A 16342-nucleotide genomic window follows, 5' to 3' on the forward strand; every position below is an offset into this window, starting at 1 on the left:
TGTATAACCTCGTCCTACACTAACTTTTATGATTACTTAATTGTGTAAAAATAACTGCAAGTGTTAAACTTGAGCTTTTATTTTTCATTATACATTTCTTACTACATGTTTATACTGCTGTCTTGCATAATAGACTATTCGAAGTTACACAAGTATTTTTTTTATTAGATAAGAGTTAGTAAGAGCCTGTTCATAATTTTTTCAGAAGTAAGGCAGTGAAAGCCAGAACTACCATTTGTAGGCTAGTATTGAGTTTTCGCTCACAATTTTTCCACAATCTTCTACATTTTTCTAACCAAGCAAAAGATCGCTCCACAACCCATCTTTTGGGCAATACAACAAAGGAACGTAATTCATTTCTTTTGATCACTTCAACGGTTGCACCAATAATCGTTTTTATTTGAGTTACAAAATTCTTTCCAGTATAGCCTGCATCAACCAGTACATTTTTAACTCCCGAGAGGTTTTCTTTTGCATTTTCGACCATTCTCACAGCACTGCTACGGTCAGTTATCTCTGCTGTTGTTGTATAAATTGCATGCTTGCGTATCTACTGCAATACGGCCCTGAAATCTTCTTGCCTGCATCATAGCTTCAGCAGTATCTGCATTTTTTATACTCTGTGCATCAATTATGCAGAAGCTTTTCCGACCATTGTTTTGTCGCAATTATTTTTTTTTAATACCAGCTCCAGAACACTTTCTTTATTTGCATCTGGTTTTTCACTCCACTTCTTAAAATAGTCGTAACAATTGCGCCATTTTGGGAACTCTTTTGATACCATTCTCCACTGGCAACCACTTTTTAACACGTATAACACTCCACAAAATACATCATGTAAATCAAGTGTTCTTGGTTTTGTCTTCTTTCTGCAAGATTCCAGATCTGCTACAATAATCTCAAACTTTTCTCGACTTATGTCACTTGGTTATAAACTTCGCATATCCTACTTTATATACTTTATCCTCTCACTTTATCTCTTTTTTGAGATTACGTACAGGCTCTAAGATACAAAGACGTTTTCAGAAATCTTTAAGCTTAATAACATCCTCTCTCTTTGGACTAGTTGAGATTAGATGAATTGGTACACCTATTAATTTTTCTAACCTGTCTATATATTTTATTAAATTGATAGGCAATGCTTTAATCGACCTTTTACCTTGAGTGTTTTCTTTCCAGCCAGGAAACTCTTCATATATTGGCTCTAATTCCCCTTGTATTGAATGCGATGCGGGTAAATAATCATACATTTTTCCGCTATACTTGTAACCAGTGCATATTTTAATTGTATCAAAAGAATCAAGCACATCTAATTTGGTTAATACAATGCTTGAAACTCCAGAGAGTTGTACGGCCTGGCGCACTAAAACTGCATCGAACCATCCGCAACGCCTTCTCCTATTGCTCACTGTTCCAAGTTCCTTGCCTATAGTAAATAAGCTGTCCCCCACTTCGTTCTTTTGCTCAGTAGGGAATGGACCATTGCCCACTCTTGTTGTATAAGCTTTTACCACACCAATAATGTAAGCATTGGAGGATAATCCTGAGCCTGTTATTGCTTGCGATGCTACGGTATTACTTGAAGTAACAAAAGGGTAAGTTCCGTGGTCGATATCTAAAAATGCGCCTTGGGCACCTTCAAATATTATTTTCTTACCTTCTTTCATCAAGTCATTTAATATCTTCCATACAGGTTTTTTATATGGAAGAATTTTTTCTGAAATCTCTTGAATTTCCTTTAATATTTCTTCTTTTTTAACCACCTGGTAGTTAAGGCCTTTTCTGATAGCATTGTGGTAATTCAGAAGAGTATCCACTCTTTTGTTGAGCTCATCTGCGTTTTCTAAGTCACAAAGGCGTATAGCTCTCCTGCCAACTTTATCTTCATAACATGGCCCTATCCCTTTGTTTGTTGTACCAATTTTGTGATTTCCGTTTAAATCTTCAAATAGCTTTTCCTTGTCCTTATGTACGCTAAGTATTAATGGACAGCTCTCGGATACCATCAAGTTGTTATAGTTTATGTCCACTCCTTTAACTTTCAATGACTCTATTTCTGAAACTAGAGCATGCGAATCAAGAGCAACACCGTTTCCTATAATAGATATTTTGCCTGGCCTCAAAACAGCAGAGGGCAGTAAATTTAATTTATAAACCTCATCATCTACTACTATAGTGTGCCCTGCATTATTTCCTCCCTGAAATCTCACAACTACATCTGCATTCTCAGAAAGATAATCTACTATTTTACCCTTGCCTTCGTCACCCCATTGCAGACCAATAATTACAATGTTATTCATCATTATTTTCTAAATTAATACATAAATATTAATACAGTACGCTACAAATGAAAAGAGAAATCTACGCCTTTCCTACACCCCTTAAATAAAGAAATATACTGTCGATTTTCTTAATATATTACCAAATTATTCATCATTATATGATATAACTTACAGCATATTTACAGTAAGGTGTTATTTATGAAAGAGACAAAAGGAAAAAATAATAAGAGTCCAGTAGTTAGATTAAAGGCCACAGCTAAAGAGTTCAATTTTAGTAAATTAAGAGCAGATCAAGATAATAAATTAGCGAATTCCGGTGAAACAATGTTCTTAGATTTTCAAAGGATGAATTTTATTATTAACGGAAAAGAAATAGATAAAAATCTTATTATTGCATTTAAGGAAGGAGCTAAGCACCGCAAAAGCGAACTTTTTAATAGTGATGATATATATAATGACGAAATATTTAACAAAAAAGGAACAAGAGAAATAGATACGGATCATGGCAAAGCTTTTGTTGCTTCAGTACTCGAAGATATTGAGAAAGAGCTTGTAAGTAATGCATTGGGTGAGCTATGGAAAAATCACTGTGAAAATTCCAAAACTGCCAATCATCAAAAAACCGATTCATATAAGAAAGAATTTGAAGAATTTTACAATGCTGGCCAAAGGTATATCCATCTATTACCAACAGAGAAAGATGAAAACAAGGATTACCGTTCCTTTGCAAAAGAAGTTTTCAAAAAAATGTTCAGATACGCTGGGGCAGAAGTTCCAAGTGATGCTATTTTAGAAGAGCTAGTTACCAATTGTAATCAAGCAGGGTATGAGGCTGCTCCATTTATACAAACCCAACTTGCACTTGGACAGTCGTTCATAGTAGAAAATCCTAAAAAAGTAATAAACATTGATTGTGCTAACCAAAATAATGTGAGAATTAGATCTGATATGAGGCTACCAATACTCTCTGTTAAAAATCAAGTTATGCATGGCGATAAGATATGTAATCTGTCTAGTTCATTGGAATTTACAATTGAATCTCACAATGGTGAAGACTTTGTAACATACAGAGATGGTAAATTGTCACTTACTATTCCTAAAGAGTTAAAAAATTATAAAGATAATGGCAAGAGCTTGTTTGACATTATTAAAGAATATTTTCAGAAATTCTGTGCAAAATTAGGATTTAAACCTGAGACAAAAATACAAATAGAGCATGGCTTCGGTGCTCAAAGTAACTATTTAGATGGTACAATATCAACCACAGGATCAGATGCAAATGAAGAATTTATCAATCTTTTAAGCGAAAATCTCAGAGAGAGGTTATTGGGGTCAGGAGTTGCTCTAGAAGATGAAGATGTTGATGATATTGTTGAAGTCAGAGTATCTACCGTTATAGATCTATTGAGTGATTATGCTAAATTGGAAGATAATAAAGAACACAGAGAGTTATTAATAAGTAAAGTAGCAGATAATTTAGGACTTTCCACTCAAGATAAAACAGCACCAGAAGTATTGATGGAATTAGGCTCTTTACCTTCTTTGATAAAAGGTCAGGTTAATCATAATCAAGTGCAGTCTGTTGTAAATACTTTTATTAAGTTAATTATTGAAGGGAAAAGCGAAGTATACAAAAAAGGAGGTGCGATTAATGCAATTGATGCAATTCATAAGGAGATAGATAAGGCAATTGTTGAGCAAGAAAAAAAAGCAACCAACAAACAAGATATAGAAAATGATAAATGGACAGATAGAATCAAAAAACAGAATTATTCTGCGGAATCACATGAACATTTACCTTAAAGATATTAGTAGGCTCTTTAAATATTTTAGAGTTCATGGTTGCAACGGTTGCTATTTTACAGCGCACCTCATCGTAAAAACTACGTGCCGTTGCATCATATGTTTCAAGAACGTTGGTAAAATGTTCAAGTTGATCTCGATTCAATACCTGATCTATTCTAGTTAGTTGGTCATTGCTGCTTTTAAAATTAGTTAGATCACATAACATAGCACGTTCTTCAGTTTCAGCAGGCAAGTATTTAAAGTGACCAAAGATATTTTGCCTAATTTTCTCTAGCATATTTACCTGTATACTTACAAAGCTACCTAATACCGCATACTGATTTCTCTCTTTATCTTATATAAATTAATTAAGTAAAGTGAATACAGTATCCACACTACTAAAAAAAATGTGGCACAAAACATAAACATTGCAACCAGTGGCAACAGCAGGGAACTTTCTATTGCTATTCCACCTTTTCTCAAAATGCTTGCTGGCTGATGGAGAGTGGACCATAAATTCACGGAAAATTTTACTATAGGAATATTTATAGCACTAAAGATGGCAAATACTGCTGCTGATTTTTCTGCCCTCGCTTCATTATCAAAAGCGCTCCACAATGAAAGGTAGCCAACATATAGGAAAAGTAAAATCAGCATTGAAGTAAGTCTTGCATCCCATACCCACCAAGTGCCCCAGGTTCCTTTTCCCCAGATGCTGCCTGTGATTAAACATATTGCCGAAAAGATTGTCCCTGCAGGAGCAGCAGCATGTGCCAAGACACTAGCAACGCTATTGTTCCATACCAATGAAATGAAACTGAGTGATGCAATTAATCCATATATTCCAAGAGCAAGCCATGCAGAAGGCACATGAATGTACATGATTCGTACAATTTCTCCTTGTTTATAATCTTCTGGAGAGAAGAATAACGCCAAAGACATTCCAATTAAAAAACATGCGAAACAAATAACCCCAAGCCAAGGTAGAGCTTTCTTAGAAAAATAAGAGAAATTTGTAGGCTTTAATAAAAACATTCGTTTTGAGAATAATTGTGTTAAGAATTTACCAATTAGTTTGAGTTTTATCAACAGGATAGTTTTTCTATATTTACGTAGGTCAACAAATTAGCATAATTTCAGTAGCAGATTGCTAGCTATTATTTTTAGTATATGACCCTTAAAAAGCTTAATCTACACTTAGTATCAGATTCAAGTGGTGAAACTGTTATATCAGTTGCAAAATCAGCTCTGAAACACTTTCGTTCTATAGAAACGATCGAATATGTTTGGTCTTTTGTGAAAAAAGAGGAGCAGATTGACAAAATTCTGGAGGAAATTAATAGGAAAAGTGATGAGCATAATTTTGTTATATGCACTATTACTGATGATGAGCTAAGAAAATATTTAAAAGATAACTGTATAAAGTTGAAAATTCCCTATAGAGCAATATTATCACATATTATTAGAGAAATTTCGTCCTATCTTGAAATTGAAAAAGACGAAAAGCTTGACTTGCATACTGAGATAAATAACGAATATTTTCAGCGCATTGAGGCAATAAACTACACTATTAATCATGATGATGGACAAAATATTCAAGATATTGATAAAGCAGATATAATTTTGGTTGGAGTTTCACGTACATCAAAATCTCCCACCAGTACGTATTTAGCTTACCGAGGCTATAAAGTTGCAAATATTCCTTTTGTTAGTGGAGTACCCTTTTATGTTGACTTGGCAAAATTAAAAAATAAACTAACGATAGGGGTAACAATAGACGTAAGTAGGCTAATAGAAATACGCAAAAATAGACTTACTTCAATTAACAACGAAGATAATAATATATATGCTAACCCTGAGAAAGTAGAAAAGGAAATTAAAGAAGCAGAGGAGCTCTTTAAACAGAATAACTGGCCAATTATCGATGTCACGCAAAAGTCGATCGAAGAAGTATCAGCAACAATTATACAATATTTTAATAAAATGTTATCAATTGACTAACTCTTGATAAGTGATTATAATGTAAAGTAATTTAATTCTTACTATAGATATGAAAGTCAAAGGGTCGCTAAAATCTCATCGTAACAGAGATAAAAATTGTAAAGTTGTGAAAAGGGGTGGTAAGATTTACATTATAAATAAGGTAAAGCCAAGGTGTAAAGCGCGTCAAGGTTCTTAGCTTTTTGTTCACCTTTTCATGTTATATATTTTTTATATGTGAAAGTACGGTGCTTATATCTAAAAAGAAGCAAAAGTTACTGTGTTTAAGCGCAGCCTTACTCATTTCTTCCCTTACATTATATTTCAGCATTAGCACAATTACAGGTAAACGTGGCTTATTGACGTTAATCGATTTAAAAAAAGAAATCGAGTACAATAAACTTTTGCTAAAGGATGTCTCTTCTGAAAAGGAAAAGTTGGACAACAAAGTATTTGGCTTATATGAAAAAAGCTTAGATTTAGATCTGCTTGATGAGCAAGCAAAAAATGCTTTAGGTTATGTGAACCCTAATGAACTTATGGTTGTTCTTGACGTGAAATAGCAGTAGAGATCTCCCTACGTCATACCGCCGCGGCGCTAACACGTAGCGGGATGACGGTTTTTCAAATTGTCGGTAAATCTAAGTCAGTTTAGCTATATTGTCTCTCACACCGCTTAGCTGAACAGACAATGGCGTCAACTTAAGGAAAAATGTCAGCGATAGTGTATAAAATTTCTCTCTAAAATTTTTACCATTAAATTACCCAAAAGCTGCATGACCTTACCCAGAAAAAGTAGAGAGAAAGTTAAGACGTTTTTGGAGTAAAATAAAACGTTTTTTCAAAATATGACAAATAGAAGAGAATATACAGCAGAATTCAAATTGGAAGCTGTTAAGCTGACAAATGAACAAAGAAAGGCAGGTCAAACAATTACAAAAATAGCAAGAGATTTAGGAATAAAGGGTGGTTTATTAGGAAAATGGATAAAGAAACACAACGAAAAAAAGTCGGCAGCAGATGCATTTCCAGGTAGAGGTAACATGGCTCCTTACGACAAAGAGAGGTTTGATTTACAAAGCAAAAGTAACAAGAGAAAGAGACATTTTAAAAAAAGCCCTGGCCAGTCAAAAAGAGTAAAATATTTTTTTATATAGTAACTGCTATAAAGTACAGGAATTATGTAGGATTTTCTGCTAGTGGCTACTATAAGTGGACTACAAGGAAAATAAGCAGTAGAGAATCAGCAAATAAAGAGTTATTAGCAGATATTCAAAAAATATATCAAGCTTCTAAATGTAGATATGGAGCTCCTAAAATTCATGCTGAATTAAAGGCTTTGGGTAAAAGTTGCAACTTAAAAACAGTGCAAAGTATTATGCAGAAAAATGGTATTCAGGCTATATTGAGAAGAAAATTTAAAATTAAGAAACAACAAACGGACAGTAGCTCCCAATATATTAGACCAAAACTTTATTGTCGATCAACCAAATAAAGTATGGGATTACTTATATAAAAACCAAAGAAGGATGGCTATATTTGGCAACAATAATCGATCTATATTCACGCATGGTAGTTAATGAGCAGTTCAATAAATAAACAATTGGTTATGGACTCTTTATTAATGGACGTTAACAAGCGTAAACCTGTTAAAAATCTACTGCTGCACAGTGACCAAGGTTCACAATATACTGCGCAAGGGTATCAATATCTCTTAGCTGTAAAGAATATAGATGAGTAATAAAGGCTGTTGTTACGACAATTCTGTTGCAGAAAGCTTCTTTAGCTCATTGAAAAGAGAAATACTTATTGATACTTCACAACACTCTGCTCAACAAACTAGAACTGCAATATTTGAATACATAGAAATTTTTTATAACAAACAACGTCACTATTAACTATTGCATTCCAGAACAATTTGATGCATCATTCTTTTTGTAAAAAACATTCCACACTTTCTCTCCACTTTTTCTGGGTAAGGTCATCATAGCATTAGTTAGATGCATTAGAATTGATCATGATGATGTACATATAATGTTTAGGTTTCAAGAACTTGCTCTGGAAATGCAAAAAAAAATGTTCAACATTATGTCGCGAGTCAAACTTAGGGTATTTGGCGTCTCATGTTTAATTTTTCGCACTACGTGCATCGCATGTCTTTAAAAATTTCTAGATTTTTATCTAAATAAGCTGAACGCGCTTATAAAGCGTTACAAGACATCAAAAAATGCCAATACTCGACAGAGATAGTAAAAGACTAGCTAACTCGGGGATTCTTTGTCTTTTTTTCTGCTTAGTAAATTTCTTAAACATTTGCAGCGTAAGTTAGTTGCAATTAAAAGCGGCTGAATCTCGCTTGTCAAGCGTTTAAAACATAAAAAACGCCAATATTTTAAAGCAGATAATAACCCCAGGGCTTCTTTTGCCTTTTTTTTCATTTAGTAAATTTCTTAATATTTATGGCTAAACGACAACCGTCATCCCGCTACTTGTTAGCGGGATCTATGCTTTGAGATACCGCGAATGAATCGCGGTATGACGGTTAAGTAAGGGATCTATGCTAAGAGATGCCAAAGACCTTCATGAAACTTTGCCCATTTGGCTTCTCTAAAGATTTCGTTTACAGAATCTAGTAACTCAGCTATGCAGAATAAAAAAAGTTTGTATGGTATACAAATAGTGTGTTTTTTTTATAATTATTTTCTATAATACATAAACCTTTGGTCCAAGCTGTAAATGCCACCATAGGCATTAAAAGTTAATTAACAAACTGCAATGTATAATTAAATAAAGAAACTTGTAAGACTTTGATCTTACAGATTATAAACTTGTCATAAAGTTTAATAGTGTCTGTTACTGCTTTTAGGTGTGAGGCTAGAGGGTTATTAGCAGTAACAGACACTATTAAACTTATTATAAAATTTACTTAAAGTAAATACTTAATTTAAAATATTATAATATTTTTACTTACAATAGATTTATGTAAATGCTTTTTTCCTCAATTAGTATTGTACTATTATACTTGTTGAATGCTAAAAAATTATTAACCATCACTAATCTCTATTTGCATAGTAAGTTTATATATACTATTATACAGTATATCACTTAGTTTTATAGCAAACAAACAAAAGATATGGTGAAGTTATTTGCACTATTGATAATATTTTACTCAAATATATCTGTTGCCTCTGCTCCTACTTCCTGGCAATTTGGATTTCCTGCTCCTGTAACTGAAGTAATGGAGGCTGTAGTTAGGTCACATTCGTTTGTGATGCTTGTGATGGTTACAATAATGCTTTTTGTGTGGGCGCTGCTTGCTTATATAGCGTTTCGCTTTCGTAAAAGCAAAGTAACAAACATAAGTAAAACTACCCATAGTGTTCCTTTAGAAATTATTTGGTTTGTTATACCAACTATCATTGTTGGTATATTAGCCTTTGAAAACGCTAAATTACTGAAGCTACAGGAAGAAATACCGAAAGCTGATATAACACTGAAAGTTATTGGCCATCAATGGTATTGGAGTTACCAATATCCAGAATATCAAGGTGTGTCATTTGATAGTTATATTAAGGGAAAAGAAGACTTTATCGAAGGAGATTTAAAGCTGTTCTCTGTTGATAACAACATCGTTTTACCCGTTAATGCTAACGTTCGTTTACAAGTTACAGCAGGAGATGTTATACATAGCTGGGGAGTACCAGCTTTTGGTGTAAAAATTGATGCGATACCAGGTAGGCTGAATGAGGCGTGGTTTAATATCAAAAAGCCTGGTGTTTATTATGGGCAGTGCTACGAATTGTGTGGTCAAGGCCATGGATTTATGCCAATTGTTGTTGAAGCAGTAAGCAAAGAAGATTTTAATAAGTGGATTGAAAATAGAAAATTAGTGAGTTAAATTTGGAGTATAGATATGAGTGACGTACCAAAGGGCATAAAGCGTTGGTTGTTTTCCACCAATCATAAAGATATAGGGACACTGTACATTATTTTTTCCATATTAGCTGGAATTATTGGTGGATTATTATCGGTGATTATTCGCACTCAGCTAATGCACATTAATATACTTAACAATAACTATCAATTATATAACGTAATGGTTACAGGGCATGCGTTGATAATGGTGTTTTTTATGATAATGCCAGCCCTCATGGGAGGATTTGGTAACTGGTTTGTACCTCTCATGATTGGCGCACCAGATATGGCGTTTCCTCGTATGAATAATTTGAGTTTCTGGTTATTAGTGTCATCTTTTATTTTGCTCATTCTCTCAGTGTTTATTGGTGAAGGTCCAGGTACAGGTTGGACTTTATATCCACCTTTATCACAGGTAATGTCCCATCCAAGTGCAGGAGTTGACATTGCTATACTTGCACTCCACGTTGCTGGTATGTCGTCAATTGTTGGGGCGATCAACTTTATAGTTACTATATTTAACATGCGCGCAAAAGGCATGTCATTAACTAAGATGCCACTGTTTGTTTGGTCTGTCTTGTTAACAGCATTTATGTTGATTGTTGCCTTACCAGTGCTTGCCGGTGCTATAACTATGCTTCTTACTGATCGCAATATTGGTACTTCCTTTTTTGATCCTGCCGGTGGCGGCGATCCTGTGTTATTTCAACATCTATTTTGGTTTTTTGGTCATCCAGAAGTTTACGTAATTATTTTTCCTGCATTTGGCATCATAAGTCAGGTTGTATCAACTTTTTCTCACAGACCTGTATTTGGTTACATAGGGATGGTTTATGCAATGATAGGTATAGCAGTATTTGGCTTTATGGTTTGGGCTCACCATATGTTCACTGTTGGGCTTAGTGCTGACGCTGCTGCATTTTTTAGCACTACCACAATTTTTATCGGTGTTATAACTGGTGTAAAAGTCTTTAGCTGGATTGCAACTATGTGGGGTGGAGCAATTGAGTTTAAGACCCCTATGCTATTTGCACTAGGTTTTATTTTCATGTTTGTTGGCGGTGGCATAACGGGAATAATTCTTTCTCATGGTGGAATAGATAAGCTCTTGCACGACACCTATTATGTTGTTGCTCACTTCCATTATGTCATGTCACTTGCTGCATTATTTGGAGCTTTTGCTGGCTTTTATTATTGGATTGGTAAAATGTCGGGTAAACAATATAATGAGCGCTTAGGTCAAATCCACTTTTGGCTTACTTTTATTAGCACCAATATCACTTTTTTACCTCAACATTTCTTGGGATTAGCTGGTATGCCAAGACGTATACCTGATTATCCTGATGCGTTTATCCCTTGGAATTATATATCCTCAATTGGCTCATATATGTCCTTTGTTTCAGTTATGTTTTTTGTGTTTATAGTTATACATCTCTTCAAATGGGGCAAGAAAGCTGGAGATAATCCTTGGAAAGGTGACACCTTGGAATGGACGGTATCTTCACCACCGCCTTTTCATACTTTCGAAAAGCCACCAGTGGTAAAATAGAATGTACACAAGTGTTTTGCTAAATGTTGAATCAACAATACTGGATTTTTGGCGTTTGCTGAAGCCAAGGATAATGTATCTTGTGGTATTTACTGCAGTTGCCGGTATGGTTGCTGCACCAGGTGGTATGCATCCTTTTCTAGCATTAATATCTCTTATATGTGTTGCTCTTGGCTCAGGATCTGCAGGTGCTATAAATATGTGGTATGACAGAGATATAGATCTGCTCATGGAAAGGACAAAAAACCGCCCTATACCCTCAGGTAGAGTTTCTGCAGAAAGCGCGCTTGAATTTGGTATCACTCTTGGAATATTATCAGTATTTATCATGGCAATAGCAGTAAACTATATTTCTGCTGCTTTACTTGCAATCAGCATATTGTTTTACGTTTTTGTATATACGATCTGGCTCAAAAGACGCACTCCGCAGAATATCGTTATCGGTGGTGCAGCAGGTGCTTTCCCTCCAATGATTGGCTGGGCAGCTGTGACTAATTCTGTAAGTTGGGAAAGTTTCATTTTATTTTTAGTAATTTTTATGTGGACTCCACCACACTTTTGGGCCCTATCTTTAAATAAGTCTGAAGACTATGTAAAGGCATCGATTCCAATGTTCAATATTGTTTATGGTCCGAAGAAAACAAGAAAATATATATTAATTTATAGTGTTTTGCTGGTGCTAACTAGCTTGCTTCCAGCTCTATTCTTGAAAAAGGCTTTACTTTATCTAAGCATGGCAACCTTTGAAGGGTGCGTTTTTATTTGGTACGCTATATCAATTCTCAGATTCAAGAACCACAGCTCACAGAAAAAAATGTTTTCTTATTCAATTTCTTATCTATTTTCCCTATTCGCCAGTATTATTTTTTGTTCTATTGATTTATTTTAATTATGAAAGAACGGCAGAAGCATAAAAACTATTTTTTACTTTTCCTTTTGGTAATGCTCGTTGTCACACTTTTTTTTGTTTCTATAATAAAATTTAAAGGTGCAGCTTAAACTACCTTTAGAAATTGTGCTTTCATAGAAGCAACTATATACTTTATTAATTCATTACAGTTAAAGATGAGCAAAAAGGAAGTGACAATATATACGGATGGGGCGTGTTCTGGTAATCCTGGAGCGGGAGGATGGGCAGCTATCATATTATTTCAAGATTATAGAAAAGACATTTATGGTAGAGAAGAAAATACCACAAACAATAAAATGGAGTTAACAGCGGTGATCAATGGGCTGAAAGTATTGAAATTTTCTTGTAATATTAATTTATATACGGATAGTCTCTATGTTAAACATGGCATAACAGAGTGGATAAATAAGTGGAAAATGAATGGTTGGAAAACAAGTAATAAAAAATCAGTAAAAAATATGGAATTGTGGAAAGAGTTAGACAACGTTGCTTTACAACACGAAATTGATTGGAAGTGGGTTAAAGCACACAGTGGCGATAAGTATAATGAGGAGGCTGATAGTTTAGCAAGAAAAGCAATAATCAATGCTTAAAAAAATTACTGTATTATTTTCCGTAGCTTTATTGTTCATATTGTGCTTCTTTATTTTTTTAAAGCCTTTAGAAATCAATATTAATTATGTTAATTTTTATGTTAAACATAAAATATCAAAAATATTTGTTGGCTCAAGCGTTAATGTGGAGAATACCTCAGTTGTTTGGCAGAAAGGTAGCAAAGATCCGTATTTAGTCATTACAGATTTGGCAATAGCAAACCCTAATTTTACTATAAAAGTTCCTGAGCTTTTTGTACATTTTAAGTTAAGTTCCTTATTTAAAGGTAACATAAAATTTTCTCAAGTTTTAGCTGATAATGTGCGTGTATATATCAAGAGAGAAGAAATTAATGTTAATCCGCAAAACTCATTAGACCTTTTGGATAATCATTATTTAAGTAATAACCGCCTTCCTTCGGTGTCATTCCAGCGCGTGACGCTGGAATCTAGAAAAAAAGAAACAAGTAGTCAAGCTACTTGGATGACAGGAAAAAAAGATATTGGGATGACAGGAAAAAAAGATACTGGGATGACAGGGAAGAATTTCAAGATGACAGAAAGCAGTGCAAAAAATCTATTAAAAACAATAAGGGAATTTTTTTTTGACTTAAATGCGGATTCAAAAATTGAATTTACTAACATCGCTATTAATAAAGGCACGGAAGATGAATTTTTTATTGATAAATTGTATATAGGGAAGGGGGAAGATTTTAATGTTTTAGATATTCATGTGAATACAAAAGATGAAAAGGGATTTTTGGATGATTTATCAATTACGATAAAAAATCGCAACAATTTGCTAAATGTGTACGGGACATTTTATGATCTAAAATTGGGACTATTAAGCGAGTTTTCTACATTAGTTAAAAGCTACAATTTGGACAAAAATATAGGATTCAAAGGAAGCTTCTCAGTGAAAATTAATAAAAAGGATGAAATTGTAGATGGAAATATATACGTATTGAATACAGAAAATTATTTGAACAAAAATTTGGCCTTAACTAATGTAAATATAAATTTAACATATAGTAATGGAATTATTAGTGTAAAAAACTTCCATTTTAAGTTAAATGACACGTATCTCTCTTTAATAGGCAAAATGAACTTTGGTACAAGTCATGCTTTGCTTAGAATTAATATTAGTAAGTTTGCTGCAAAGGATTTATGTACTTATATACCAGATAGTGTAGTAAATAGTAAATTTAAAAGCTGGTATTGTGATAATATTGATGGGGATGTTTTAAATACCATTGTAAGTTTCAATGGCAAAATTAACAATTTGGTTGATGACGATCTGTCAGACATTGTAATTGTTGCTGATATAGAAAACGGTAGCGTAAAATTTGATGAAGATTTTGAGCAAGTAAAGGAATTAAAGGGTGATTTGATCATCAAGAATAACGATCTTGAAATTACTGTAAATAGCGCTAAGTTTCAGAATTTCACTGTTAATGGTGGTGATATTGAAATGAAATCTCTAAATAAGGAAGATTCAGTTCTAACCATTAATGGCAAAGCTGTAAGTGATGCGTATGGTTTATATGAGCCTATAAGATTTAAGCTGGATGATGTGGTGAAGGTTGAAAGGGATAAAGTAAGTGGAATGGCAAAATCCGTATTTAATTTTCGCATTTTTAATCTAAATGCTGATGACAAAAAAGTAGACTTCTCAGCAAATTTTCATTCTGAAATTGACAATTTGGCCGTCTATAATGCAAGTCTTGGTAAATATGATATTAAGCTTAGTTTTGGCAGTGACTTTATAGATTTAAATGGTAGTGGTATGGTGAATAACACACAGCTATTATTTGACCTGAAAAGTAGCAATAGGAATGAAAGTTTCGCCTGGAATTTGACCGGAGATTTACCCGCTCAAATATTTAATTTTGATAGTGGCTATGTCAGTGCAAATTTAGAGTCAGTGATAAATCAAGATAAGACGGGGTATGTTAATGGTGATATAGATTTATCAGAATTTGAATCACATTCAAGCTACTTAGGGTGGAAAAATCGCTTTGAAGATCACAATAAAATTTTGTTTTCTACAAGGTTAAAAGGAGCAGGTGAATTGTTAGTAGATAAATTAGACATTGTAGGAAATGACCTAGATATAAAATTCAGCGGAAGAGTAGAAAATGGAAATTTATATTTAAATTCTAGTAGCTTTAAATTGCCTGATAATGATTTTAGTATAGAAATTGAATCAGGTAAGGAGAAAAATGCCATAACTATTTATGGTGAGGAAATTAACTTAAGTGATATTTTAGGCTTGCTTGGCAAAAACAGTAATGGATTAAATAAAGATATAGAGATTAGTATGAATGTTGACAATGTAATTATGAAAGAAGGCATCGTTATCAAAAATGCTAAGCTGAATGTAACCTGTACTAAAGGTAATTGCAATGGAAGTCAATTTACAGGGCAGTTTCTGGAAGATAGCAGCAACATACTAGCAGAATACAGTGGAATAGGGCTCGAAATATATGCGGATAATTCAGGTATGCTTTTGCGTTCCTTAGGCATTAGTAAATCAATTAAAAACGGCAAATTGTCTTTTTATCTCTCTCCTCAGAGAGAAAGTGGAGAACATTATGGTACGTTATCCATTAGCAATTTCTACATCAAAGATGCTCCACTACTTACTACTTTATTGTCGATGTCTTCATTGCCTGGCATTGTAAATGCCATAAAAAATGAAGGTGTATACTTTTACAAATGTAATGCACCTTTTTCATACAAAGATGGCACTATTGAAATTGAAGAATCTTGGCTTGAAGGGGCGGAGTTAGGTATTAGCACTGGTGGTAAGCTCGATATTAGAAATTATAAATTCCAGGTTGCAGGACAAGTAATACCAGCATATTCAATTAATAAATCTTTGTTAAAAATTCCTATAATTGGAAAACTTCTTACTGGTGGGAAAAGTAGGGGAATCGTTTCAATAGACTATAAAGCAAGTGGTGATGACAAAAACAATAACGTATCTGTTGATCTTATCTCTTCGCTAACTCCAAACCTATTAAAGAGGTTATTGGGAGTGTTTGATCGCATTATGACAAAAACTAACGAAAGTGGCTTAAAAGGTGGTGTGAAAAAGAAATTTGGTTCGATATGACCAAAAGGGAAGTTATTTAACAAAATTATGGACAAAAATGCAAGAATTTCAGAATGATCTACCTGGTTTTTTATTTAGTTGTTTAAGTAATACCACTCCCTTTAACCTCTCTATATTTGCTGAACAACTAAAAAGGGTAGGGGGGTGGTTGTAAATTGTATCTGTTCAGTAGAGTGGCAAAATAAGGTAGACGAGAAAAGACAACTATAG

Annotated in this window: 12 protein-coding genes and 2 pseudogenes; 10 read left to right on the forward strand and 4 right to left on the reverse strand. The window is 33.7% G+C overall.

What is annotated here, in order from left to right:
• Positions 1 to 190: 190 nt before the first annotated feature.
• Together OPR39_RS01495 and OPR39_RS01500 are read right to left on the reverse strand one after the other, a co-directional pair.
• Positions 191 to 919 (reverse strand): annotated as a pseudogene (locus OPR39_RS01495) (IS5 family transposase).
• A gap of 103 nt (positions 920 to 1022) precedes the next feature.
• Positions 1023 to 2300, reverse strand: a complete 1278-nt coding sequence (locus tag OPR39_RS01500; protein ID WP_015589105.1) for an adenylosuccinate synthase — start codon at positions 2298 to 2300, stop codon at positions 1023 to 1025.
• A gap of 180 nt (positions 2301 to 2480) precedes the next feature.
• On the opposite strand from OPR39_RS01500, the gene OPR39_RS01505 reads away from it, so the two are divergent.
• The gene (locus tag OPR39_RS01505) at positions 2481 to 4085 is read left to right on the forward strand and encodes a hypothetical protein (protein ID WP_174516894.1); all 1605 of its coding nucleotides are present in this window, start codon (positions 2481 to 2483) and stop codon (positions 4083 to 4085) included.
• On the opposite strand, the gene OPR39_RS01510 is transcribed toward OPR39_RS01505, so the two are convergent.
• Both OPR39_RS01510 and ccmC read right to left on the reverse strand, forming a co-directional pair.
• Positions 4039 to 4365: a hypothetical protein gene (locus OPR39_RS01510; RefSeq protein WP_015589103.1), complete on the reverse strand. Its 327-nt coding sequence runs from the start codon at positions 4363 to 4365 to the stop codon at positions 4039 to 4041. The two genes, OPR39_RS01505 and OPR39_RS01510, sit on opposite strands and share 47 nt — an antisense overlap.
• A gap of 26 nt (positions 4366 to 4391) precedes the next feature.
• Entirely contained in the window at positions 4392 to 5102 is a 711-nt protein-coding gene (gene ccmC / locus OPR39_RS01515; protein WP_015589102.1) for a heme ABC transporter permease CcmC, read from the reverse strand.
• Positions 5103 to 5237: 135 nt separating this feature from the next.
• On the opposite strand from ccmC, the gene OPR39_RS01520 reads away from it, so the two are divergent.
• From OPR39_RS01520 to OPR39_RS01570, 9 genes and pseudogenes are all read left to right on the forward strand, one after another.
• The gene (locus OPR39_RS01520) at positions 5238 to 6068 is read left to right on the forward strand and encodes a pyruvate, water dikinase regulatory protein (protein WP_015589101.1); all 831 of its coding nucleotides are present in this window, start codon (positions 5238 to 5240) and stop codon (positions 6066 to 6068) included.
• A gap of 49 nt (positions 6069 to 6117) precedes the next feature.
• The gene (gene ykgO / locus OPR39_RS01525; RefSeq protein WP_006279631.1) at positions 6118 to 6246 is read left to right on the forward strand and encodes a type B 50S ribosomal protein L36; all 129 of its coding nucleotides are present in this window, start codon (positions 6118 to 6120) and stop codon (positions 6244 to 6246) included.
• Between the two features lie 49 nt (positions 6247 to 6295).
• Positions 6296 to 6610, forward strand: coding sequence for an FtsB family cell division protein (locus OPR39_RS01530; RefSeq protein WP_015589100.1), 315 nt, complete (start codon positions 6296 to 6298; stop codon positions 6608 to 6610).
• A 285-nt stretch (positions 6611 to 6895) separates the two neighbouring features.
• Positions 6896 to 7988: pseudogene (locus OPR39_RS07375) on the forward strand (IS3 family transposase).
• A 1192-nt stretch (positions 7989 to 9180) separates the two neighbouring features.
• A complete protein-coding gene (gene coxB / locus OPR39_RS01550) occupies positions 9181 to 9945 on the forward strand; it encodes a cytochrome c oxidase subunit II (protein WP_265038899.1) in 765 nt (254 codons plus the stop codon).
• A 15-nt stretch (positions 9946 to 9960) separates the two neighbouring features.
• Positions 9961 to 11511, forward strand: coding sequence for a cytochrome c oxidase subunit I (gene ctaD / locus OPR39_RS01555; protein WP_015589126.1), 1551 nt, complete (start codon positions 9961 to 9963; stop codon positions 11509 to 11511).
• A gap of 1 nt (position 11512) precedes the next feature.
• Positions 11513 to 12400, forward strand: coding sequence for a heme o synthase (locus OPR39_RS01560; RefSeq protein ID WP_015589125.1), 888 nt, complete (start codon positions 11513 to 11515; stop codon positions 12398 to 12400).
• A gap of 176 nt (positions 12401 to 12576) precedes the next feature.
• On the forward strand, positions 12577 to 13014 hold the full coding sequence (gene rnhA / locus OPR39_RS01565; RefSeq protein WP_015589124.1) for a ribonuclease HI: 438 nt from the start codon (positions 12577 to 12579) through the stop codon (positions 13012 to 13014).
• Positions 13007 to 16132: a YhdP family protein gene (locus tag OPR39_RS01570; protein WP_015589123.1), complete on the forward strand. Its 3126-nt coding sequence runs from the start codon at positions 13007 to 13009 to the stop codon at positions 16130 to 16132. Before rnhA ends, OPR39_RS01570 begins: the two co-directional genes overlap by 8 nt.
• Positions 16133 to 16342: the final 210 nt, after the last annotated feature.

The sequence above is a fragment of the Wolbachia endosymbiont (group A) of Yponomeuta plumbellus genome (assembly GCF_947251575.1).
Lineage (GTDB): Bacteria > Pseudomonadota > Alphaproteobacteria > Rickettsiales > Anaplasmataceae > Wolbachia > Wolbachia pipientis.

Coding starts and splice junctions, on each gene's coding strand:
- OPR39_RS01500 (WP_015589105.1), bottom strand. CDS start 2,300: ATGAATAACATTGTAATTATTGGTCTGCAATGGGGTGACGAAGGCAAG.
- OPR39_RS01505 (WP_174516894.1), top strand. CDS start 2,481: ATGAAAGAGACAAAAGGAAAAAATAATAAGAGTCCAGTAGTTAGATTA.
- OPR39_RS01510 (WP_015589103.1), bottom strand. CDS start 4,365: ATGCTAGAGAAAATTAGGCAAAATATCTTTGGTCACTTTAAATACTTG.
- ccmC (WP_015589102.1), bottom strand. CDS start 5,102: ATGTTTTTATTAAAGCCTACAAATTTCTCTTATTTTTCTAAGAAAGCT.
- OPR39_RS01520 (WP_015589101.1), top strand. CDS start 5,238: ATGACCCTTAAAAAGCTTAATCTACACTTAGTATCAGATTCAAGTGGT.
- ykgO (WP_006279631.1), top strand. CDS start 6,118: ATGAAAGTCAAAGGGTCGCTAAAATCTCATCGTAACAGAGATAAAAAT.
- coxB (WP_265038899.1), top strand. CDS start 9,181: ATGGTGAAGTTATTTGCACTATTGATAATATTTTACTCAAATATATCT.
- ctaD (WP_015589126.1), top strand. CDS start 9,961: ATGAGTGACGTACCAAAGGGCATAAAGCGTTGGTTGTTTTCCACCAAT.
- OPR39_RS01560 (WP_015589125.1), top strand. CDS start 11,513: ATGTACACAAGTGTTTTGCTAAATGTTGAATCAACAATACTGGATTTT.
- rnhA (WP_015589124.1), top strand. CDS start 12,577: ATGAGCAAAAAGGAAGTGACAATATATACGGATGGGGCGTGTTCTGGT.
- OPR39_RS01570 (WP_015589123.1), top strand. CDS start 13,007: ATGCTTAAAAAAATTACTGTATTATTTTCCGTAGCTTTATTGTTCATA.